This is a genomic window from Paludibacterium yongneupense DSM 18731 (genome assembly GCF_000422925.1).
In the GTDB taxonomy this organism is placed as follows: domain Bacteria; phylum Pseudomonadota; class Gammaproteobacteria; order Burkholderiales; family Chromobacteriaceae; genus Paludibacterium; species Paludibacterium yongneupense.
In genome coordinates, this window is the sequence record NZ_AUGZ01000029.1 from 28830 (window position 1) to 49717 (window position 20888).

General features: G+C 63.2%; 20 protein-coding genes. 16 read left to right on the forward strand and 4 right to left on the reverse strand.

Annotated elements, in window-relative coordinates; genetic code table 11:
• Positions 1-83 precede the first annotated feature (83 nt).
• From G520_RS22460 to ada, 6 genes are all read left to right on the forward strand, one after another.
• Complete coding sequence (locus tag G520_RS22460) at positions 84-935, forward strand: alpha/beta hydrolase (protein ID WP_345938733.1); 852 nt, start codon at positions 84-86, stop codon at positions 933-935.
• An 11-nt stretch (positions 936-946) separates the two neighbouring features.
• On the forward strand, positions 947-2101 hold the full coding sequence (locus tag G520_RS0110910; RefSeq protein ID WP_036666058.1) for an efflux RND transporter periplasmic adaptor subunit: 1155 nt from the start codon (positions 947-949) through the stop codon (positions 2099-2101).
• A gap of 12 nt (positions 2102-2113) precedes the next feature.
• Positions 2114-5305: an efflux RND transporter permease subunit gene (locus G520_RS0110915; protein ID WP_028535696.1), complete on the forward strand. Its 3192-nt coding sequence runs from the start codon at positions 2114-2116 to the stop codon at positions 5303-5305.
• Positions 5306-5323: 18 nt separating this feature from the next.
• Positions 5324-6781 (forward strand): efflux transporter outer membrane subunit, encoded by a 1458-nt coding sequence (locus G520_RS0110920; RefSeq protein ID WP_028535697.1) that lies wholly within the window; start codon positions 5324-5326, stop codon positions 6779-6781.
• Positions 6782-6918: 137 nt separating this feature from the next.
• Positions 6919-7569 carry a DNA oxidative demethylase AlkB gene (gene alkB / locus G520_RS0110925; RefSeq protein ID WP_028535698.1) on the forward strand — a complete coding sequence of 217 codons (651 nt, stop codon included), beginning with the start codon at positions 6919-6921 and terminating at the stop codon, positions 7567-7569.
• Positions 7570-7667: 98 nt separating this feature from the next.
• A complete protein-coding gene (gene ada / locus G520_RS22465) occupies positions 7668-8786 on the forward strand; it encodes a bifunctional DNA-binding transcriptional regulator/O6-methylguanine-DNA methyltransferase Ada (RefSeq protein ID WP_051229329.1) in 1119 nt (372 codons plus the stop codon).
• Between the two features lie 3 nt (positions 8787-8789).
• On the opposite strand, the gene G520_RS0110935 is transcribed toward ada, so the two are convergent.
• From G520_RS0110935 to G520_RS0110945, 3 genes are all read right to left on the reverse strand, one after another.
• A complete protein-coding gene (locus tag G520_RS0110935; RefSeq protein ID WP_028535699.1) occupies positions 8790-9179 on the reverse strand; it encodes a group II truncated hemoglobin in 390 nt (129 codons plus the stop codon).
• A 56-nt stretch (positions 9180-9235) separates the two neighbouring features.
• Positions 9236-9649 (reverse strand): hypothetical protein, encoded by a 414-nt coding sequence (locus G520_RS0110940; RefSeq protein ID WP_028535700.1) that lies wholly within the window; start codon positions 9647-9649, stop codon positions 9236-9238.
• Positions 9650-9766: 117 nt separating this feature from the next.
• Positions 9767-10486, reverse strand: a complete 720-nt coding sequence (locus G520_RS0110945) for an aspartate/glutamate racemase family protein (RefSeq protein ID WP_028535701.1) — start codon at positions 10484-10486, stop codon at positions 9767-9769.
• 235 nt (positions 10487-10721) lie between these two features.
• On the opposite strand from G520_RS0110945, the gene G520_RS0110950 reads away from it, so the two are divergent.
• The 7 genes from G520_RS0110950 to G520_RS0110980 all read left to right on the forward strand — a co-directional run bounded on the left by G520_RS0110950 (position 10722) and on the right by G520_RS0110980 (position 16982).
• Positions 10722-11912, forward strand: a complete 1191-nt coding sequence (locus G520_RS0110950) for an ABC transporter substrate-binding protein (protein ID WP_028535702.1) — start codon at positions 10722-10724, stop codon at positions 11910-11912.
• 63 nt (positions 11913-11975) lie between these two features.
• Complete coding sequence (locus G520_RS0110955; RefSeq protein ID WP_028535703.1) at positions 11976-12851, forward strand: branched-chain amino acid ABC transporter permease; 876 nt, start codon at positions 11976-11978, stop codon at positions 12849-12851.
• Between the two features lie 54 nt (positions 12852-12905).
• The gene (locus G520_RS0110960) at positions 12906-13799 is read left to right on the forward strand and encodes a branched-chain amino acid ABC transporter permease (RefSeq protein ID WP_051229330.1); all 894 of its coding nucleotides are present in this window, start codon (positions 12906-12908) and stop codon (positions 13797-13799) included.
• Complete coding sequence (locus G520_RS0110965; protein WP_028535705.1) at positions 13796-14584, forward strand: ABC transporter ATP-binding protein; 789 nt, start codon at positions 13796-13798, stop codon at positions 14582-14584. Before G520_RS0110960 ends, G520_RS0110965 begins: the two co-directional genes overlap by 4 nt.
• Positions 14581-15315, forward strand: a complete 735-nt coding sequence (locus tag G520_RS0110970; protein WP_028535706.1) for an ABC transporter ATP-binding protein — start codon at positions 14581-14583, stop codon at positions 15313-15315. Before G520_RS0110965 ends, G520_RS0110970 begins: the two co-directional genes overlap by 4 nt.
• 19 nt (positions 15316-15334) lie before the next feature.
• Positions 15335-16015, forward strand: coding sequence for a GntR family transcriptional regulator (locus G520_RS0110975; RefSeq protein ID WP_028535707.1), 681 nt, complete (start codon positions 15335-15337; stop codon positions 16013-16015).
• Positions 16016-16070: 55 nt separating this feature from the next.
• A complete protein-coding gene (locus tag G520_RS0110980) occupies positions 16071-16982 on the forward strand; it encodes a pseudouridine synthase (protein ID WP_028535708.1) in 912 nt (303 codons plus the stop codon).
• A 22-nt stretch (positions 16983-17004) separates the two neighbouring features.
• Here G520_RS0110980 and G520_RS0110985 read toward each other — a convergent pair whose 3' ends face one another.
• Positions 17005-18192, reverse strand: a complete 1188-nt coding sequence (locus G520_RS0110985) for a trans-sulfuration enzyme family protein (RefSeq protein WP_211222811.1) — start codon at positions 18190-18192, stop codon at positions 17005-17007.
• Positions 18193-18477: 285 nt separating this feature from the next.
• Here G520_RS0110985 and G520_RS0110990 point away from each other — a divergent pair, with 285 nt between their 5' ends.
• From G520_RS0110990 to G520_RS0111005, 3 genes are all read left to right on the forward strand, one after another.
• The gene (locus tag G520_RS0110990) at positions 18478-19110 is read left to right on the forward strand and encodes an FMN-binding negative transcriptional regulator (protein WP_028535710.1); all 633 of its coding nucleotides are present in this window, start codon (positions 18478-18480) and stop codon (positions 19108-19110) included.
• Between the two features lie 205 nt (positions 19111-19315).
• On the forward strand, positions 19316-20056 hold the full coding sequence (locus G520_RS0111000; protein ID WP_028535711.1) for an acetoacetate decarboxylase: 741 nt from the start codon (positions 19316-19318) through the stop codon (positions 20054-20056).
• A 12-nt stretch (positions 20057-20068) separates the two neighbouring features.
• The gene (locus tag G520_RS0111005) at positions 20069-20851 is read left to right on the forward strand and encodes a 3-hydroxybutyrate dehydrogenase (RefSeq protein WP_028535712.1); all 783 of its coding nucleotides are present in this window, start codon (positions 20069-20071) and stop codon (positions 20849-20851) included.
• The last annotated feature ends 37 nt before the right edge of the window (positions 20852-20888 follow it).

Sequence of the window (20888 nt, forward strand, 5' to 3'; positions counted from 1 at the left end):
ATGAATAATGTTATCGATATTTAAGCATTTATCCAAGTAAAAATAACACCGACACTTCAACCATCGCCACTCCCGGCAGCTGCCTGCCCCAAACCACGATGGAAACCGCCCTGCTGCGTTCCCTCCCCCGAACCGAGGATTGCGTCATTCCGGGCCCCTTCGGTCCGATCGCCCTGCGCCTGCACCGCCCTGAGCGCCAGGAACAGGACCTGCCCATGATCCTTTACTTTCATGGCGGCGGCTTCGTCGGCGGCAGCCTGGACGACGCCGACATCCCCGCCCGCTTTATTGCCACATACTGCCCGGCGCTGGTGCTGGCCGTCGCTTACGCCCTCGCGCCGGCCCGACCGTTTCCCGCCGCGCCGGAAGACGCCCACACCGCCGCACTCTGGGCGACGGCCAATGCCGCGCGTCTCGGCGCCGACCCGCGACGGCTGGCCGTCGCAGGCGACGATGCCGGCGGCAACCTGGCAGCCTGCCTGAGCATGATGGCGCGCGACCGCAACGGGCCCGATATCAGTGCCCAAGTCCTGCTCGCGCCGATGCTGGACCCGAGCATGACACGGCTCGGCGATGGCGACCGCCTGCATTCCGACCTCAGCGCCGCCGCCTGCGCCGACTATTACCGCCAGTACCTGCCCGAGACGCGGCTGCGCCTGCATCCGTACGCCTCGCCGCTGTCTTCGGTCCGGCAGGCCGGATTGCCGCCGGCCTTGATCATCACCGCCGAGTGCGACGTCCTGCACGCCGAGGCCGAGAAATACGCCTCGGCACTGATCGCGGCCGGCGTGCCGACCCAGGTGCTCCGTGCAGCCGGAATCAAGCACGCCTCGCTTGCCACCGACCACGCCACCCTCGTCGAGGTCGCCCACTTTCTGCGCCGTCGCCTTTGGCCGGACGACTTGGCCGCGCTATGCGAACACCCCCCTTCTTGAGAGGAATCATCATGCCCCAACGCCATAAACGCCTTCTCCTCGCCGCCGCCGTGACCGGGCTGTTCGGCCTCGGCGGCAGCCTCGCCGTCCAATACAATCGTGCCCAGGCCGCGCCGGCGCCTCCCGCGGCGCCGACGGTCGATGTAGCCGCCGTCGACCAGCGCCCGATCACCGAGTGGCAACTCTACTCGGGACGCCTGGAAGCCATCGACCAGGTCGCGATCCACCCGCAGATAGCCGGCATCCTGACCGCCGTGCATTTCAAGGATGGCGCCCTCGTCAAGAAGGGCGATCTGCTGTTCACGATCGACCCTCGCCCCTTCGCAGCCGAGCTCGCGCGCGCGCAAGCACAGTTGAGCGGAGCCGAGGCCCGCGCCGCCTATACCGCCAGCGATCTGGCGCGCGGCACGCGGCTTCTGGCCGACAATGCCATCGCCCGCCGCGACTTCGACGAGAAGCAGAATGCCGCGCGCGAAGCGGCCGCCAACCTGCAGGCGGCGCAGGCCTCGCTCAAAGTCGCACGCCTCAATCTGGAATACACCCGCATCACCGCTCCGATATCCGGCCGCGCCTCGCGCGCCGAAGTCACCGACGGCAACCTCGTTGCCGTCGGCAACGGCCCGGCGCTGACGACTCTGGTGTCAGCCGATCGCATCTATGCGGCCTTCGACGTGGACGAGCAGAGTTATCTCAAAGTGGTCGATGGCGCCAAGGGCAGGACGCTCCCCATTCACATCGGACTCGCAGACGGAGAGGGTTACCCTCTCACCGGACGCCTGAGCTCGGTGGACAACCACCTCGACAGCACCTCCGGCACGATTCGCCTGCGCGCCATTGTCGATAATCCGGACGGACGCCTGCTTCCCGGCCTCTACGCCCGCATCCGGCTCGGCGGCGCCAGCCAGCGGCAGGCCCTGCTGATCGACGAGAGAGCAATCGGCACCGATCAGGCCAAGCGTTTCGTCCTGGTGGTCGGCCCGGGCGACAAGACCGCGTACCGCGAAGTAAAACTCGGCAGCATCCAGAATGGTCTGCGCGTCGTGGAGAGCGGGCTCAAACCGGGCGAGCGCATCGTGGTCAACGGCCTGCAACGGGTACGCCCGGGAGACAGCGTCCATCCCAATATCGTCCCGATGGCCGGCGCTGCCGCCACGGACCAAGGCTAAGGACAGACGGCCATGAATATTTCGAAGTTCTTCATCGACCGGCCCATTTTTGCCGGCGTGCTTTCCGTCGTGATCCTGCTCGCCGGCGTGCTGGCCCTGTTCCAGTTGCCGATTTCCGAATACCCGGAAGTCGTGCCACCGTCGGTCGTCGTACGCGCCCAATACCCTGGCGCCAATCCCAAGGTCATTGCCGAGACGGTCGCATCGCCTCTCGAAGAGTCGATCAACGGCGTCGAGAACATGCTCTATATGCAGTCGCAGGCGAATAGCGACGGCAACCTGACCGTCACCGTCAACTTCAAGATCGGCACCGACCCCGACAAGGCACAGCAACTGGTGCAGAACCGGGTCGCACAGGCCCTGCCGCGCTTGCCGGAAGATGTACAGCGGCTCGGCGTCACCACGATCAAGAGCTCGCCGACCCTGACCATGGTGGTGCACCTGATCTCGCCCGACAATCGCTATGACATGACCTACTTGCGCAACTACGCGGTACTCAATATCAAGGACCGTCTGGCCCGGCTTCAGGGCGTGGGTGAGGTCGGCTTGTTCGGCTCAGGCAACTACGCCATGCGCATATGGCTCGACCCGCAGAAAGTCGCCCAGCGCAATCTGACCGCCTCCGACGTCGTGCGCGCAATCCGCGAACAGAACGTCCAGGTCGCCGCCGGCGTCATCGGTGCCACGCCCAGCGGCCCGAACGTCCCCCTGCAACTGAATGTCAACGCCCAGGGGCGCTTGAAAAGCGAGGCCGAATTCGGTGCCATCGTGATCAAGGCTGCGCCCGATGGCGCCGTGACCCGCCTGGCCGATGTCGCGCGCATCGAACTGGCCGCATCCGAGTACGGCCTGCGATCGCTGCTGGACAACAAGCCCGCGGTTGCGATTCCCATCTTCCAGGCGCCAGGCGCAAACGCCTTGCAAGTGTCGTCACAGGTGCGTGCGACGATGGCGGAACTCGCGCGCGATTTCCCCTCATCCATCCAGTACCGCATCGTGTACGACCCGACGCAGTTTGTGCGCTCCAGTATCGAAGCGGTCGTCCATACCCTGCTGGAAGCCATTGCACTGGTGGTACTGGTCGTGATTGTGTTTCTGCAAACCTGGCGGGCCTCTATCATTCCGCTCCTGGCGGTCCCGGTTTCCATCGTCGGCACCTTCGCGCTACTGCTGGGCTTCGGTTACTCGATCAATGCCCTGTCGCTATTCGGCATGGTGCTGGCCATCGGCATCGTCGTCGATGACGCCATCGTCGTGGTCGAGAACGTCGAGCGCAACATCAGTGCCGGATTGTCGCCGCGGGAAGCGACCTACCGCGCGATGCGAGAGGTTAGCGGCCCCATCGTCGCCATCGCACTGACCCTGACCGCCGTGTTCGTGCCGCTGGCTTTCATGACCGGCCTGACCGGGCAGTTTTACAAGCAGTTCGCGATGACCATCGCCATCTCGACCGTGATCTCGGCATTCAATTCGCTGACCCTGTCGCCGGCCCTGGCCGCCATGCTGCTTAAAGCCCACGACAGCAGGCCCGACCGCCTGACCCGGCTGATGAATCGCTACCTGGGCGGCTTCTTCGGCGCGTTCAACCGGTTCTTCGGGCGCACCTCCGAGCGCTACGCCCGCGGCGTCACCGGCGTCATCGCCCGCAAGGCATCGGCGATGGGCGTCTACGCCCTGCTGCTCGGGCTCACCGTCGGCGTGTCCTATCTGCTGCCCGGCGGCTTCGTGCCCGCGCAGGACAAGCAATACCTGATCAGTTTCACGCAGTTGCCGAACGGCGCTTCGCTCGACCGCACCGAGGCCGTGATCCGCCGCATGAGTGCGATTGCCCTGGCCCAGCCTGGCGTGGAAAGCGCCGTCGCCTTCCCCGGCCTGTCGATCAACGGCTTCACCAACAGCTCCAGCGCCGGTGTCGTTTTCGTCACGCTCAAGCCTTTCGAGCAGCGCCGCTCGCCGCAACTCGCGGCCGGCGCCATCGCCGGGGCGCTGAACGCCAAGTACGCCGCCATCCAGGAAGCATTCATCGCCGTCTTCCCGCCCCCTCCTGTCCTCGGACTCGGCACGGTCGGCGGCTTCAAGATGCAGGTCGAAGATCGCGGCGCCGTCGGCTACACCGAACTGAACAATGCGGCCAATGCGTTCATGGCGGCGGCGAAAAAAGCACCGGAACTGGGGCCGATGTTCTCCAGCTACCAGATCAATGTCCCGCAACTCGATGTCGATCTGGACCGGGTCAAGGCCAAACAGCAGGGAGTCGCGGTCACCGATGTGTTCGACACCATGCAGATCTATCTCGGCTCGCTGTATGTAAACGACTTCAACCGCTTCGGTCGCGTCTATCAGGTTCGCGCCCAGGCGGACGCCCCTTTCCGTTCCCGTCCCGAGGACATCCTGCAATTGAAGACGCGCAACAATCAGGGCGAGATGGTTCCGCTGTCGTCGCTGGTCAAGGTCAGTCCGACTTTCGGTCCGGAAATGGTCGTCCGCTACAACGGCTATACCGCCGCCGACATCAATGGCGGCCCGGCTCCCGGCTTCTCGTCCACCCAGGCCGAGGCTGCCGCCGAGCGCATTGCGGCGCGCACTCTGCCGCGCGGCGTCAAGTTCGAGTGGACGGACCTCACCTACCAGAAAATACTGGCGGGCAACGCCGGCATCTGGGTGTTCCCGATCAGCCTGCTACTGGTATTCCTGGTACTGGCCGCCCAGTATGAAAGTCTGACTCTGCCGCTGGCCGTCATCCTGATCGTCCCCATGGGCATTCTCGCCGCGCTGACCGGCGTCTGGTTGACCGGCGGCGACAATAACATCTTCACCCAGATCGGGCTGATGGTGCTGGTCGGACTCGCATGCAAGAACGCCATCCTGATCGTCGAGTTCGCCCGCGAACTCGAAATCCAGGGCGAGTCACCGATACAGGCCGCCATCAATGCCAGCCGCTTGCGCTTGCGTCCCATTCTGATGACCTCGATCGCTTTCATCATGGGTGTGATTCCACTCGTCACGTCAAGCGGCGCAGGCTCGGAAATGCGTCACGCCATGGGGGTTGCCGTCTTCTTCGGCATGCTCGGCGTGACCTTCTTCGGACTGTTCCTGACCCCGGCCTTCTATGTGCTGCTACGCACTCTGGATAAACGCCACGCGCTGCACTCGGCCAGCCCGCACGAAGCACCGATCGCACCGCCCCACCCCGAACAGGCTTAAGCGGCAGGAGATACCCACATGATTCATCTGTATCAGCGGCGCCATCGCGCCGTACGACTGGCCGTGTTCGCCATGGCCTTCGCCCTCGCCGGCTGCTCGGCGGCCCCGCCCTATCAGCGGCCGATGGTGGAAACCCCGACCGTGTTCAAGGAAGTCGCCGGCCAGTGGAAAACGGCCGAGCCTGCCGAAGCGCAGACACGCGGCGAATGGTGGAAAATATTCGCGGACCCGGCGCTGGACCGGCTCGAAGAGCTAGCCGCAGAAAACAACCAGGACCTGAAAGCCGGACTCGCACGGCTGTTGCAGGCGCGCGCCCTGCAGCAGAACGCGCGCTCCGCCTTGTTCCCGCAGATAGGGCTGGGCGCAGGTCCGACCCGGCAGCGGACGTCTCCGGCCTCGCAGGGTCTGGCCGCCGATGCGGATACGCATCCGACGACCTTGTGGCGGGCCCAGGCCAGTGTCGATTATGAAGCCGACCTGTTCGGCCGCATCGGCAGCAGCATCGATGCCGCCACGGCCGACAGCGCCCGCAGCGAAGCGCTGTTCCAGTCGCTGCGGCTGGCCATTCAAGCCGATATCGCCCAGGCCTATTTCTCGCTGCGCGAGCTGGATACGCTGGCCGCGCAGTATAGCGAAACCGTCGGCCTGCGCGAGCAGGGTCTCGCCCTCATCCAGCACCGCTTCGACGAAGGCGATGTCAGTGAACTGGAACTCGCGCGCTCGCGCACGGAACTGGCCTCGGCCCGTTCCGAATCCATCGGCGTCGCGCGGCAACGGGCGGTGGCGGAACATGCGCTGGCGATTCTGCTCGGACGGGCGCCGGCTGCATTTGCATTCCCGGCCCAGCCCCTGCAAAGGATCACGGCGCAGGTGCCGCCAGGGCTGCCCTCGACCCTGCTGGAACGCCGGCCCGACATCGCCGCCGCCGAAAGGGCGCTCGCGGCTGCCAATGCGCGCATCGGCAGCGCACGTGCCGCCTTCTTTCCGCGCCTGAACCTGACCGGGGCACTGGGCTACGAGTCGGCAGAGCTGGGAGACCTGTTCAAGTGGAGCAGCCGGACCTTTCTGCTTGGACCGCTGGTCGGCACCATGCTGACCTTGCCGGTATTTGACGGCGGCGCGCGCCAGGCCGGTGTCGACCAAGCCACGGCAGCCTACGAGGAAGACGTCGCCGCCTATAGGCAGACCGTGCTGCGCGCCTTTAAAGAGGTCGAGGACAATCTCGCCCACCTGCGCTTGCTCGGCGAACAGATCGAGGCCCAGGATGCGGCGGTCGCTTCGGCGCGGCGTGCCGCCACGCTGTCGCAGATACGCTACCGCGAGGGCTCGGTCAGCCAGCTCGACGTCATCGATGCCGATCGCAGCGTGCTGCAACAACAGAAAGAAGCGGCCCAGCTCGATGCCGATCGCGCCCGCGCGACCGTGGCGCTGATCCAGGCCATGGGGGGCGGCTGGACGACCGCGGCCACAAAGTGAAGCCGGCGGGAGACGCGGTGGCGTCTCCCGCCGGTCGACGACATGCAGGCAAGCGTGCCATGATCGCCTGGAATTCGTGAACGGGAGAACGCTCGCGCCCGCGGGCAAGACATTCTCCGCTGCGCATGGAAATCGCCATGACTCTTGACCTGTTTTCCGATCCGGATGGCTGCGTGGAGCGGCTGTCCCTCGGACCCGGCGCCAGCGTATTGCGCGGCCGGGCCCTGCCCCACGCCGATGCCCTGTTCGCCGAAGTCTGCGCACTTGAACGGCATTCGCCATTTCGCCGGATGACCACCGCCGGCGGCCACACCATGTCGATGGCGTCGACCAACTGCGGCAGCCTCGGCTGGATCAGCGACCGCAACGGCTACCACTATGGCGCCATCGACCCCGAGACCCGGGCGCCATGGCCGCCGATGCCCGCCCTGTTTGCGCACCTCGCACGGGATACGGCCCTGGAGGCTGGCTTTCCGGAGTTCGAGCCCGACGCCTGCCTGATCAACCGCTACCTTCCCGGAGCAAAGCTGTCGCTGCATCAGGACCGGGACGAGCGCGACTTCGGCGCCCCCATTGTCACGGTGTCGCTGGGCATGGACGCCGTTTTTCTGTTCGGAGGGCATGTGCGCGCAGACAAAACGGTGCGCGTACCGCTCCGGCATGGCGATGTCGTCGTGTGGGGAGGTGAAGACCGTTTGCGCTACCATGGGGTCATGGCCGTACCGGATCATCCGCATCCCCTGCTCGGTCGGCAGCGGATCAGCCTGACCTTCCGCAAGGCCGGGTAAAAAGAGCGAAGGGCGCGAATTCAAACGCAAGATGCGAGGTTCGCGTCCGTCAGGAACGGCCTAGTGTGCTAGCGTTAAGTCATCGTGTGGAGCCCATCATGATCAACCCGGACATTGATGCCAGTGACGACGCGCGCTGGGAAATCGTACTACGCCGCGACCCGGCCGCCGATGAGCAGTTTGTCTACGCGGTCAAGACAACCGGCGTCTACGCGCGCCCGAGTTCGTCGGCGCGCTTGCCCAAACGCGAGAACGTCGAGTTTTTCGATAACGCGCATGCGGCAGAAGCCGCCGGCTATCGCCCGAGCGGACGGCATGGCGCGGACCGCAGCATGACCGCCGCGCGCCGCGCCGAGCTGGTCGCCGTGGCCTGCCGCCTGATAGAAGACGCAGAGACACCGCCCAGCCTGGCGGAAATGGCCGCCGCCGCCGGCATCAGTCCTTTCCATTTTCATCGCGTATTCAAGGCTGAAGTCGGCTTGACGCCCAAAGCCTATGCCGATGCCAACCGCTCGCGCCGCCTGCGCGCGGAGCTGCCCCGCTCCGCCACCATCACCCGTGCCCTCTACGATGCCGGCTTCAATTCCAACAGCCGTTTTTACCAGGCATCGACGCGTATGCTGGGAATGCGCCCGGGCGACTTCCGTCGCGGAGGACAGCAAGCCACGATCCGCTTCGCCGTCGGACAGTGCTCGCTGGGTGCCATTCTGGTCGCACAAAGCCAGCGCGGCATTTGCGCGATTTCGCTCGGCGACGACCCGGATGCCTTGCTGCGCGATCTGCAGGATCAATTCCCCAGAGCCGATCTCATCGGGGGCGACGCCGATTTCGAACGTCTGGTCGCCGAAGTCGTGGGTTTCGTCGAAGCACCGGCGCTCGGCCTGAAGCTGCCGCTCGATGTGCGCGGCACCGCGTTCCAGCAACGCGTGTGGCAGGCGCTGTGCGATATTCCGCCGGGCACGACCGTCAGCTATACCGATATCGCCACCCGCATCGGCTCGCCGCAGTCGGTGCGGGCCGTCGCCCGCGCCTGCGCAGCCAATCGCATCGCCGTGGCGATTCCCTGCCACCGCGTCGTCAGACGCAATGGCGGCATCAGCGGTTACCGCTGGGGCGTCGAGCGCAAGCGCGAACTGCTGCAGCGCGAAGAAAAAGAGGGAAGTCATGACAACGGAACGCTCCCGGGCCGGGGCCGGCAAGGGGACGATTCCGCCTGAGGCTTACGTGTTGCGCATGAAATCGGCGGTCTGGTACAAAGCGGCCAGCAGTTTGTCCTTCACCTCGTCTTCCACCACCAGTTCGCCCACCGCCGTGCGCATGCAGGCCATCCACTGGTCGCGCGCCGCCTCGTCGATGGCGAACGGCAGATGGCGCATGCGCAGCCGCGGATGACCGAAGGCTTCGATATACAAGGACGGCCCGCCCAGCCAGCCGGACAGAAACATGAACAACTTCTGGCGCGAGCCGGCCAGATCGGCCGGATGCATGGCCCGCAGCGGCGCTGCCGCAGGTTCGCTATCCATGATGTCGTAGAAGCGATTGCACAACCAGCGCACCACCCCTTCGCCCCCAAGCAACTGATACGGCGTCATTTCGTCTACAGCGCTCAACGCATCCTCCATCGTGTGATCGATCGGCTCCCGGCACCCGCCCAGCTGGCAGCGGATTACCAGAGGCGGTATTTATCGTCTTCCCCTTCGAACAATTCTTCGCCGCCGGCCTGATAGGCGCGCAGCAGACACTCGCGCGCAGCCCGGACATCGCCCTGCTCGAAAAATACCTGTCCCAGCCGCAGATCGACATAGGGGTTGCCCAGCCCCCCCGGGCAGGTTTGCGCGAACTCCAGCGCCAGCTCCGCCTCAGGAAAACGGCCGGCGAAGAAGTGCGCATCGGCGATGGCGATCTGTATCCAGGTCGCCGCTTCCCAGGCGCGCTGCGGATCGGGCAGCAAATTCCAGGCACTCGCGTACTCGGCCAGCGCCGGCTCGTATTCGCCGGCTTCCGTATGGCGGTCGCCCTGTTCGCAATGCTGCTCGATGGCCTGATACACCTTGGCATCCAGTTTGATATCCGACGACATAGAGGCTTCTCTTTCCATCAAGTTCGATTCGAACGCGACATCATACACATCGCACGGGCGGAAAACCTCCGCCCGTGCATAAGCACAGCATAGACGGCGCCGGGAAAGAACGGCGAATCAGGAGCAGGCACCGATATAGGGCTTGGGCAGGGGTGGCGCATAGTCGCCCGTTTTACTGGTCGACCACCCGGCCCGCACCAGCCCCTCGGCAGTCGCCACGGCGGCAGCGACGCCATCGATGACCGGAACGCCCAACTCGTCTTGCAGACGCAGGCACAGATCGGCCATCCCGGCGCACCCGAGCACGATGGCCGCGCAGCCGTCTTCAGCCATCGCCCGCCGGCACTCGGCCAGAATCGTCCGGTAAGCATTGCTGCGCGGATCTTCCAGTTCCAGCACGGCCAGCGCCGACGCCCGCACTTTTCGGCAATGATTGCGTACACCGTATTTATCCACAAGATGCTCGGCGATGACAACCGTTCGCTGCAATGTAGTGACAACGGAAAATCCGGTCGCCAGATAACAGGCCGTCCGCATCGCGGCCTCCGCGACCCCGATGACCGGACCGGTGGCGATTTCCCGGGCCGCATCCAGCCCGGGATCGCCGAAGCAGGCGATCACATAGGCGTCAACGCCCTCGGCTTCGCCCTTGCGCACTTCTTCCAGCAGACCGATGCAAGCCATCGCCTCGTCGTAGTGCCCCTCGATGGAAGCCGGCCCATGCGCGGGGCTGACGGCGACGATCTCGACCCCGCTCGACGCGACGGCCCTGGCGGCCGCGCCTATGGTATGGGTCATGGACCAAGTCGTATTGGGGTTGATCACTTTGATCTTCATGCTGAGCCGCTCCTGCGAATGCATCATAACGGTGCGATATGCACATGTATGTAATCAGTTGCACTTATTGAATTCAATAAATAAACAGATTGTCTACAATTTTCCATACGAATGGATACTAACTCAACAAAAACATGTCTTCAATCCTGGCACGAAACGTGCATGCAACAGTAGCGGGTCTCCTTGATAAGCCCATGCGTCCGCAACCACTTTTGGAAATGGAAAGGAACGTTCGATGCAGAAGAGAAGCATGATTCGCGCGGCGGTACTGGCTGCCGTCGCTCCCTGGTTCCTGCTGGGCAGCGCCCATGCGGAAAAAATCCTGAAAATCGGCGTCAACGGCGTGATGTCGGGCGAGGCGGCATCCTGGGGGCTGGTCAACAAATACTGTGCCGAAACCACGGCGGATATGTATAACGCCAAGGGTGGCGTCGATATCGGCGGTCAGAAGTACAAAATCGAAGTCGTTGCCCTGGATGATAAAAACGACCCCAAGGTCTCGGTGACCAATGCGGAAAAACTGACCAGCCAGGGCATCAAGTACATCATAGGACCGAATATCGACACGACGGCTCTGGCGGTCAAGCCCGTGGTCGAGCGCGCCCATGCGCTGAACTTCCCCTACGCCTTTGCCAAGGAATTGTACAAGGCACCCGCCAATGCCTCGGTACTGGGCATGGTGGCCAGCTATCAAGTCGGCCCCATCATTTATGAATACCTGAAGAACAAAAAGGGCGTGAAGTCGATCGCCTTCCTCGCGCGCAACGAGTCGGATGCAAAGAACCAGCAGGCGGAGGGTGTCGCAGCGGCCAGGAAGCTCGGGCTGAAGGTCGTTGCGGATTCCGATAGCTACGAACCGGGCACCAAGGACTTCATGCCGGTCATGACCAAAATCATCAGGGACAAACCCGACCACATCGTGCTGTCGGGCGTCGCACCGGCCGATGCGCCCCTGCTGAACAAGGCCGCACGCGACCTGGGCTTCAAGGGCAGCATCTCGACCGAGACCGGCCAGGATTCCAAGATCCTCGCCCAGGTCGCCGGCGACAAGGCCAGGGGCTTCATCAGCGTCGGCGGCGCCTCCACCCCGGAGATCCAGTCCGACTATATGAAGGCCTTCATCGCGGCTTACAAGAAGCGCGTCGGCGAGTGGAACGATGAGGCAGGCACCAAAGTGTACGCGCTCGAGTTGATCCTGGCCGTCCTCAAGCAGAATCCGGCCGCCGTGAATAATACCGAGGCCTTCAAGAAGACGATGGCGACCTTCTCCATGAGCAACCCCTTCGTGAAGGGGGGCAAGACCCGGCTGGAATTCACGGGCAAAGCCGATTTCGGTCGCCGCAGCCAGGTCGGCGTCCCGCTGGTGGTGAACGAATTCACCGGCAAGGACTTCAAGACCCTGTTCGTCGGCACCATAAAGAACTGAGCCGCACCGGCCCCGCCGCCACCCGGGCGGGCGCCTTTCACACCTCTATCAGGGGAGTTTTCTATGCTGCAGGTGCTGATCAACGGCATCGTGCTGGGATCCGTCTACGCCCTCATCGCGCTCGGGCTGACGATGGTATTCAGCATCATGCGGGTCGTGAATTTCGCCCATGGCCAGATGTATATGCTGGGGGCCTTCGTTGTCTATTACCTCTACGGCCAGTTTCAACTACCGTTCTGGCTGGCGCTGCCTCTGGCCGGGCTGGCGCTGGCCGTCGTCGGCGTGCTGTTCAACCGCCTGTTTTTCCAGCCCGTGCTCGCCAGTGCCAAACGCGAGGAAAACTCCATGCTGATGGCGGTAGGCACCGCCCTGCTGCTGGAAAATCTCGCCTTGACGCTGTTTGGCGAAAAACAGCGCGGTGTGCCGCCGGTGGTGGACGGCTCTTTCATCTTCGGCGACATCAGCGAAGGTGGAGCCATTCTGACCTACCCCAACGCCATGGTCGCCGCGCTGTCCGTCACCGCCATCGCGGCACTGTTGCTATTCGTACAATACACCCGCCCCGGCCGCGCTTTGCGCGCCGTGGCCCAAGACAAGGAAGCGGCCCGCCTGCAAGGAGTCGACGTCAAGAGCATCACCACGCTGGGCTTTGCCATCGGAGCGGCGCTGGCCGGCCTGGCCGGCGGATTGCTAGTCACGATCTACGGCGTGAACTCGGGCATCGGCTCCAATATTTCGACCAAGGCTTTCATCATGATCATGATAGGCGGCGCCGGCGTGACGTCGGGCGCCATCGTGGGCGGCGTACTCCTCGGGTTTGCCGAGGCCATTGGCTATGACCTGCTGCCGGGCAGTCTGACCTACCTGCTGATCTTCGTCGCCATGATTGTTTTCCTGGTCTTCAAGCCCAACGGGTTGTTCGGAAAGCCCTGGGGCTAATACGCGGAGAGCGACACAGTGAATCCATCCAAAACCCGAGACTTCAGAGTGGCAATGACCATCCTGGCCGTATTGCTGCTGCTGCCCGCCGTGCTCGGCGACTCGCGCTACCTGTTTTCCGTGCTGATGAACTGCATGGGACTGTCGCTGATCGCGCTTGGCGTATGGCTCACCTTTACCATCGGCCGTACCAATATCTGTCAGGCCGGCTTCGCCCTGATAGGCGGTTACGCGACTGCTATTTTTCTCGCGCACTACCATATGAATTTCTGGCTCGCCCTACCCCTGTCCGCCCTGGTAGCGGCAAGCGCAGGGGCGGTAATCGGCAGCTTCATTCTCAAGCTGCGCGGCATTTACTTCTCCATGCTCACGATCTCCCTGACCGAGGCCATCAGGCTCGCCTTTCTCAACGGCGGCGATTTCACGCAGGGTTCCAGAGGCATCACCGATCTGCCGCAACCGTTCGGCGACTCGGTCTTCGGCCTCTACTATCTGGCGCTGGCCCTGCTCGGTTTCGGCTTGCTGCTGACCTGGCGCATCCATTACTCGCGCGTCGGACGGATTTTCCGCGCGATGCGGCTCAATGAAGATCTGGCGGAGAGTTTCGGCACCCATGTCTGGCGTTATCGCGTGATCGCGTTCTCGGTAGCGTGCGGTCTGGGAGGACTCGGCGGCAGTTACTTCGCCGTTTTCACTCAGAGCATCTATCCGCAAAGTTTCTCGGTTGAGCACAGCATCTATTACATGTTGTTCTGCTTTCTCGGCGGCCTCGAGTTCGTCAGCGGCGGCATTGTGGGCGCTTTTGTCCTCACCATCCTGTTCGAACTGCTCAGCCAGTTCCAGCAGTACCAGACCCTGATCTATGGCGGCCTGATGATCGCCGTGATCCTGCTGCTGCCCAACGGCCTGATGGCCATGACGCTGCGCCGCAAGGAGGTCCGGGCATGAGCGCACCGATTCTGGAAGCACGCCACGTCACCAAACGCTTCGGCGGTCTGATGGCAAATGAAGATATCAACCTGACGCTGACGGCGCCCGTGGGGCAGGTGGTATCGGTCATCGGCCCGAACGGCGCCGGGAAAAGCACATTATTCAAGATGCTGGCCGGTTACCTCAAACCCAGCAGCGGACAGATCCTGCTGCACGGGCAAACGATCACCGGCATGTCGCCGCACCGCATCGCCCGCCTGGGACTGGTGCGCACCTTTCAGGAGACCACGGTTTTCCCCGATCTGACGGCGATGGAACATGTCTCGCTCGCACACCAACTCCACCGCGAAGCGCACGACCTCGAAGTCATCTTCGGTCTGCCACGGGCACGGGGCGATGAGATCCGCCTGAGCGAAAGCGCGCGCGAGATTCTGGAGCTGATGGAACTGGGCGCGGTCGCCGACACCGAAGCACGGCACTTGCCGCAAGGGCTGCTGCGCCTGCTCGGCATGGCCATGGGGCTGGCCGCACGTCCACAGGTCTTGCTGCTGGACGAACCCTACGCCGGTCTGAACCCGGACGAAACCACCCGGGCGGTGAACATCACACGCAAGGTGGCGGCATCGGGCGTTTCCATCTTGCTGGTCGAGCATGATATGAAAGCGGTGATGGCCATTTCCGACCGTATCCATGTTCTCTACTTCGGCAAAAAAATAGCGGAAGGAACGCCGGAGGAAATCCGTCTCGACCCGGCTGTGATCGAAGCCTATCTGGGCAAGGAAGACGAGGAGCTAGGGCTGTGAGCGCGATCCCCCATCTGGAACTCTGTGCCGTATCGCTGTGCTACGACGAAGTCCGCGCATTGCAGAACGTGAATATCAAGGTGCCGACCGGCGACATCGTGGCGCTGATCGGAGCCAACGGAGCCGGCAAATCGTCGGCCTTGCGTGCGATCACCGGGCTGCGCCGGGTGGCGGCAGGCGAAGTCCGCCTCGACGGCCACATCATCAACTCGCCATCGGCGCAGGAGCAGACGCATGCGCTCGTCAGGCAGGGCGTGGTCATGGTGCCGGAGGGAAGGCATGTCTTTCCCCATATGAGCATCAAGGACAATCTGTTGATGGGCGCCTACACCCGGCGCGACCCGGCCCGGATTGCCTCCGATCTCGAATCCGTTTGCGAGCGCTTTCCGCGGCTGAGGGAACGCTTTCACCAGCATGGATCGAGCCTGTCCGGGGGAGAACAGCAAATGGTCGCGATCGGACGCGCGCTGATGGCCCGCCCCCGTCTGCTGCTGCTGGACGAACCCTCGCTAGGCATCGCGCCGCAGGTGGTCCGCCAAATCGCGCAAAGTCTGGTGGAAATCAACCGCAAGGACGGCATAACGATAGTCCTGGTCGAGCAAAACAGCCGCATGGCAATGTCGCTCTCCAGTTATACTTACGTGCTCGAAACCGGCAACGTTGCGCTGGAAGGACCATCCAGGGAATTGATGAACAACGACCACATCAAGCGTTTATACCTTGGCGGATAAAAATCTCGGCAGCCACCCCATGAATACGAAGCTTACCAATCAGGACATCTATGACCACATCTATGCGGCCATCAGCGAATGCCGCCTGTTGCCGGGCACCAAATTAAGCGAAGAAAAACTCGCCCAGACTTTTCACGCGAGCCGGACCCGTATCCGAGAAGTCCTGCTGCGCCTGAGTCAGGAGCTGATCGTCGAAACGCATCCCAACCGCGGAGCATTCGTATCCAGCCCCAAGGCGGAAGACATCAAGCAGGTCTTTGCCGTGCGCCGTGCGCTGGAGCGTGCGATCGCGGCCGAATTGTCCGGCCTTGACAGCAAGAGCAGCGTCGACACACTGCGCGGACACTTGCGCAAAGAGGCGACGGCCAGGCAGGACAACGACCACAGCGCCCTCGCCCGCCTGACCGGCGAATTTCATGTGCTATTGGCGGAGACCACCGGCAATCGTCTCTATGCCGAGAACCTGCGCCGGCTGGTCGCTCTCACCGGTTTGCTCATCGCCCAGTACTCCGACGGCAGCAACCGCGCCTGCCCGGAGGACGAGCACTCAGACATCGTGCACGCGATCGAGCAAGGCGACGCGAGCCGGGCCGAGCAACTGATGCTTGAACATCTGAACCATGTACAGTCCGGCATCCAGCCCCCGGTGGAGCTCCCGGCCGAAGTCGATTTCCGGCAGATATTCGGGCTAGCGGATTAAGCGCCGGTCGCCGTCGCTCTGACATGACGCCCCCGGCTGCCGTATCATCGTAGCCATGAGTCATTTGATCGCCCCGCTGCCGCTTCGCGATGGCCTGTCCCCCAGCCACTTGCACCTGCCGCCAGGGCAGTGGCCTTCGCTGCTGTCCTTTTTGCTGCACCGGTTTCCGCACGTGGCCGAACACGCCTGGCGCACCCGTCTCGCCAGCGGTCAGGTGTTCGATCACGCAGGCCAACCGTTCCAGCTCGACAGTCCCTATCCGGCCAGACAGCGCATCTGGTACTACCGGGAAGTGGAAACGGAAACCGCGATCCCCTTCGACTCGCCGGTACTTTACCGCGACGAGCGACTGGTCGTGGCCGACAAACCGCACTTCCTGGCCTGCATGCCCGGCGGACGCCATGTCCACGAAACCCTGCTCACCCGTTTGCGCATTTCGCTATCGCTGCCGGAACTGACCCCCATCCACCGCCTTGACCGCGAGACGGCAGGAGTGATCCTGTTCTGCACCCGACACGACGATCGCGGCGCCTATCAGACCCTGTTTCAAAGACATGAGGTCGGCAAGGAATATGAGGCGATCGCCGGCTTCCACCCAGGGATACTTCTGCCGACGGTCCGCCGCAGCCGCTTGCAGGAAGGCGAGACCGGCTTCCTCATGTGCGAAGTCCCCGGCGAGCCCAATAGCGAAACGCGGATCGAACTGATGGAACGCTGCGGCGAGTTCGCGCGCTACCGGCTCACGCCGCTGACCGGCAAGAAACACCAGCTGCGCGCGCATATGGCCGCGATGGGAATAGCCATCCACGGCGACCCCTGGTATCCCGAGAGGATGCCCGACAAGGCCGTCGACGACTTCTCCAGCCATCTGCTCTTGCTCGCGCGCTCCATCTCCTTCACCGACCCCTTCGACGGTAGCGCGCGCTGCTACCGCAGCGCGCGCACGCTGGACTGGCCCGCCCGTTGAAGCATCGCTTGCCCGTCTCTCTTCAATCCAGCGCCCGCTCCAGGTCCGCGATCAGATCTTCGGGCGCCTCCAGTCCCACCGACAGGCGAAAGGTGCCGTCTCCGGTCCAGGCGCGGTAATTCTCGGCATCTCGCCCCTCAAGCCCGAACGAGGAGCGGATGATGTCATCGCTCGGCACATAGCACAGCAGACTCCGCGTTTTTCCCAGCGATACGGCATAAGAAAAGACCTCGACGCGCTCTGCCAGTTGCCGCGCAAGAGCGGCGCCATTCTTGGCGCTAAAAGAGACCATGCCCGAGAAATTACGCATCTGGCGCCGTGCGAGCTCATGCTGCGGATGCGAAGCCAGGCCGGGCCAGTAGGTCTGTTCGACGCGCGGATGTGCGGCGAGAAACGCGGCGACAGCGCCGGCATTGGCTTCGTGCGCCTTCATGCGCAAGGGCAATGTTTCCATGCCGCGCAGAATCAACCAGGCGGCAAAGGGGTTCAGGGTTGCACCGAAATGGATCAAACCCTCTTTCTGAATCGCGTCGAGGTCGGCCTTGCGCCCGATGATGGCCCCGCCCAGGGCATCGCTATGGCCACCGATGTACTTGGTCAGCGAATGGACGACAAAATCGGCGCCCAGCGCCAGCGGCGTCGTCGCGACCGGCGTGGCCATGGTGGAATCGACCGAGCACTCGACGCCGTTGGCATGGGCCAGTGCGGCGATGGCCGCGATATCGGACAACTTCAGGATGGGATTGGCCGGCGTCTCGATATGAATCAGCCGGGTTTCCGGTCGCAGCGCCGCTTCGATGGCAGCGAGATCCGAGGTATCGACCGCCGTGGAGCGGATTCCGTACTTGGGCAGGATGTCCCGCGCCAGTTCGGCTACGCCGGCATAGCAGACGTTGGAAACAATCACATGATCGCCGCAACGCAAGCGGTTCAGAAACAGGCTGGAAATCGCGGCCATGCCGCTGGAGAAGGTCAGCCCCGCCTCTCCGCCTTCCAGCGCCGCCAGACGCTCCGCCAGCAGATCCGTGGTCGGATTGCTCCAGCGCGTATAGAAATACGGGGCTTGGTCGCCAAGATCGTTGGCCGAGAAACCCACCGCATCGGGATGGCTGTAGAAACTGGTTGCCGGCGACAGAATATTAAGGACCGGGTCGCCGACCGCCGAATGGCTCGCTCCCGCATGAATGGCCCGAGTTTCCAATCTACTCACTTCACTCTCCCAAAACATGATTGCCAAGCACAGAAACAGGCAAGGATCGCGCCTGCCCTTGCGATCGAAGCGCGCCGGAGGGAACCGCCCAGGTTCCATGCTAAACGATTAGCCAGGCAGAAAGCCAGAATGCCGCCATCGCCGACAACGCTGGCGCCCCCGTCGCGATTGGCCCTGGACGCGCGCGCGCAAATGGCCCTTGCCCGGCCCGGCCCCGGCGGACACAATGAAAAACACGGCTGTTCGCGTCGTACGCGCCGCCCTGTCCACCGCAAAGGATGCCCCATGTACTGCCCGTCTCTGTTTCGCGAAAGCCGGCTGCCCTCGCTGCATGCCTTGATGCGCGCCCATCCGCTGGCCATGATGATTACGGCCGGAGACGAAGGTCTGATGGCCAATCTGCTGCCGTTCACGCTATGCGAAACGGGCGGGTACGGTACCTTGCGCGCGCACATCGCCAAGGGAAACACGCAACTGAAGGCGCTCGCAGCGGGCTCGGAAGTGCTCGTCGTCTTCCAGGGCCCCGAAAGCTACATCCCTCCCTCCTGGTATCCGTCCAAGGCCAGGCACGGCAAAGTGGTGCCGACCTGGAACTATGCCGTCGTCCAGGCACGGGGTACCCCGCGCCTGATCGACGATGCCGTCTGGCTGCGAGCGCAAGTCGAAGCGCTGACTGCCAGCCAGGAGGGAGCCCGGCCGGAACCATGGCAGGTGTCGGACGCACCCGACACCTATGTCGCAACCCTGATGCACGGCATCGTAGGGCTGGAAATCCCGATCTCCCGCCTGGAAGGCAAGAGCAAGCTCAGCCAGAACCGCAACGAAGAAGACCGGCAAGGCGTGCAGGACGGACTGCGGCGGGAAGGTGTAAACGATGAGATGGTGCGGATGCTAGCCCGACTGCCGAAGCCGGATTGAGTTGCCCCCGGGCGACGAGCGGTCCGATGGAAGCCATTCCCTCCGCCCAGATTGTACTCACAAGAACAAATTGCTTTGCTCCCGCATGAAGTTCATGCTAGCTTGATGTTGTTGCACCGCAACAGACATTCCTTTCTTCTCGCCGTCCTTGTCACACCCCGAGATCTGCCAGTGCTGCTTCACCCTTCAGGGAGAATCATTACTCATGGATATCAGCAAAGTGCGCGAGCAGGCATTCGCAATGCCACTCACCAGCCCGGCCTTCCCTATGGGCCCCTACCGCTTCACCAACCGCGAATTCTTCATCATCACCTATCGCACCGACCCGGAGGCCTTGCGCGCCGTGGTGCCCGAACCACTGCAAGTCAGAGCCCCGCTGGTGCACTACGAGTTCATCCGCATGCCCGACTCGACCGGTTTCGGGGACTATACCGAGAGCGGACAGGTCATCCCCGTCACTTTCCGCGGTATCCCTGGCAGCTACACCCACGCCATGTATCTGAATGACCACCCCGCCATAGCCGGAGGGCGCGAACTATGGGGATTTCCGAAAAAGCTCGCGACGCCGCGCCTGCAGGTGAGCCTGGACACGCTGATAGGCGAGCTCGACTACGGCCCGCTGCGCATCGTCACCGCCACCATGGGCTATAAGCACGTCGCGCTCGACTCGGCCGCCACCGCCGCACAGCTGGCCGACACACCCAATTTTCTGCTGAAAATCATCCCGCATGTCGATGGCACGCCGCGAATCTGCGAACTGGTGCGCTATCACCTGCAGGATGTCACGGTCAAAGGCGCGTGGACCGGACCGGCAGCACTGGCGCTGTATCCGCACGCGCTGGCGCCGGTGGCCGACTTGCCGGTACTGGAAGTGGTCGAAGCGCGCCACATTGTCGCTGACCTGACACTGGGCCTCGGCGAAGTCGTTTTCGACTATCTGAACTGACAGGAGAACATCATGCAACTGACAGGTAAAGTCGCCCTGATCACGGGCGCCGCAAGCGGCATCGGAAAAGAGATCGCCCTCGTCTACGCACGAGCCGGCGCGGCCGTCGCCATCGCCGACATCAATCTGTCCGCGGCGCAGAAAACGGCGGACGAGATCAAGGCCGCCGGCGGCAAGGCGCTTGGCGTGGCCATGGACGTCACCGACGAGGACGCGGTCAACAACGGCACCCGGGCCGTGGTCGAGGCCTTCGGCCAGCTCGACATCCTGGTGTCGAATGCCGGCATCCAGATAGTCAATCCCATTGTCGACTACAGCTATGCCGACTGGAAAAAAATGCAGGCCATCCATGTGGACGGCGCCTTTCTCACCACCAAGGCCGCGCTGCAATACATGTATAAAGACGACCATGGCGGCACGGTAATCTATATGGGCTCGGTGCATTCGCACGAAGCTTCGCCGTTGAAATCCGCCTACGTCGCAGCCAAACATGCCCTACTGGGACTCGCACGGGTGCTGGCCAAAGAAGGCGCCGCGCACAATGTGCGCTCGCATGTCATCTGCCCAGGCTTCGTGCGCACGCCGCTGGTCGACAAACAGATTCCGGAACAGGCGCACGAACTTGGCATCAGCGAGCAGGAGGTGATCAAGAACGTGATGCTAGGACATACGGTCGACGGAATTTTCACCACCGTGGAGGATGTCGCCCAAACGGCCTTGTTCCTGGCCGCCTTCCCCAGTTCGGCGCTGACCGGACAGTCCTTCATCGTGAGCCATGGCTGGCATATGCAATGAGCCGGAGCCCGGGCTCCGGCACCGCGGCGACAAGGCG

Bases quoted from the DNA above. Each gene is read 5' to 3' on its own strand.
- G520_RS0110910 (WP_036666058.1), top strand. From the start codon at position 947: ATGCCCCAACGCCATAAACGCCTTCTCCTCGCCGCCGCCGTGACCGGG.
- G520_RS0110915 (WP_028535696.1), top strand. From the start codon at position 2,114: ATGAATATTTCGAAGTTCTTCATCGACCGGCCCATTTTTGCCGGCGTG.
- G520_RS0110920 (WP_028535697.1), top strand. From the start codon at position 5,324: ATGATTCATCTGTATCAGCGGCGCCATCGCGCCGTACGACTGGCCGTG.
- alkB (WP_028535698.1), top strand. From the start codon at position 6,919: ATGACTCTTGACCTGTTTTCCGATCCGGATGGCTGCGTGGAGCGGCTG.
- ada (WP_051229329.1), top strand. From the start codon at position 7,668: ATGATCAACCCGGACATTGATGCCAGTGACGACGCGCGCTGGGAAATC.
- G520_RS0110940 (WP_028535700.1), bottom strand. From the start codon at position 9,649: ATGTCGTCGGATATCAAACTGGATGCCAAGGTGTATCAGGCCATCGAG.
- G520_RS0110945 (WP_028535701.1), bottom strand. From the start codon at position 10,486: ATGAAGATCAAAGTGATCAACCCCAATACGACTTGGTCCATGACCCAT.
- G520_RS0110950 (WP_028535702.1), top strand. From the start codon at position 10,722: ATGCAGAAGAGAAGCATGATTCGCGCGGCGGTACTGGCTGCCGTCGCT.
- G520_RS0110955 (WP_028535703.1), top strand. From the start codon at position 11,976: ATGCTGCAGGTGCTGATCAACGGCATCGTGCTGGGATCCGTCTACGCC.
- G520_RS0110960 (WP_051229330.1), top strand. From the start codon at position 12,906: ATGACCATCCTGGCCGTATTGCTGCTGCTGCCCGCCGTGCTCGGCGAC.
- G520_RS0110965 (WP_028535705.1), top strand. From the start codon at position 13,796: ATGAGCGCACCGATTCTGGAAGCACGCCACGTCACCAAACGCTTCGGC.
- G520_RS0110975 (WP_028535707.1), top strand. From the start codon at position 15,335: ATGAATACGAAGCTTACCAATCAGGACATCTATGACCACATCTATGCG.
- G520_RS0110980 (WP_028535708.1), top strand. From the start codon at position 16,071: ATGAGTCATTTGATCGCCCCGCTGCCGCTTCGCGATGGCCTGTCCCCC.
- G520_RS0110990 (WP_028535710.1), top strand. From the start codon at position 18,478: ATGTACTGCCCGTCTCTGTTTCGCGAAAGCCGGCTGCCCTCGCTGCAT.
- G520_RS0111000 (WP_028535711.1), top strand. From the start codon at position 19,316: ATGGATATCAGCAAAGTGCGCGAGCAGGCATTCGCAATGCCACTCACC.
- G520_RS0111005 (WP_028535712.1), top strand. From the start codon at position 20,069: ATGCAACTGACAGGTAAAGTCGCCCTGATCACGGGCGCCGCAAGCGGC.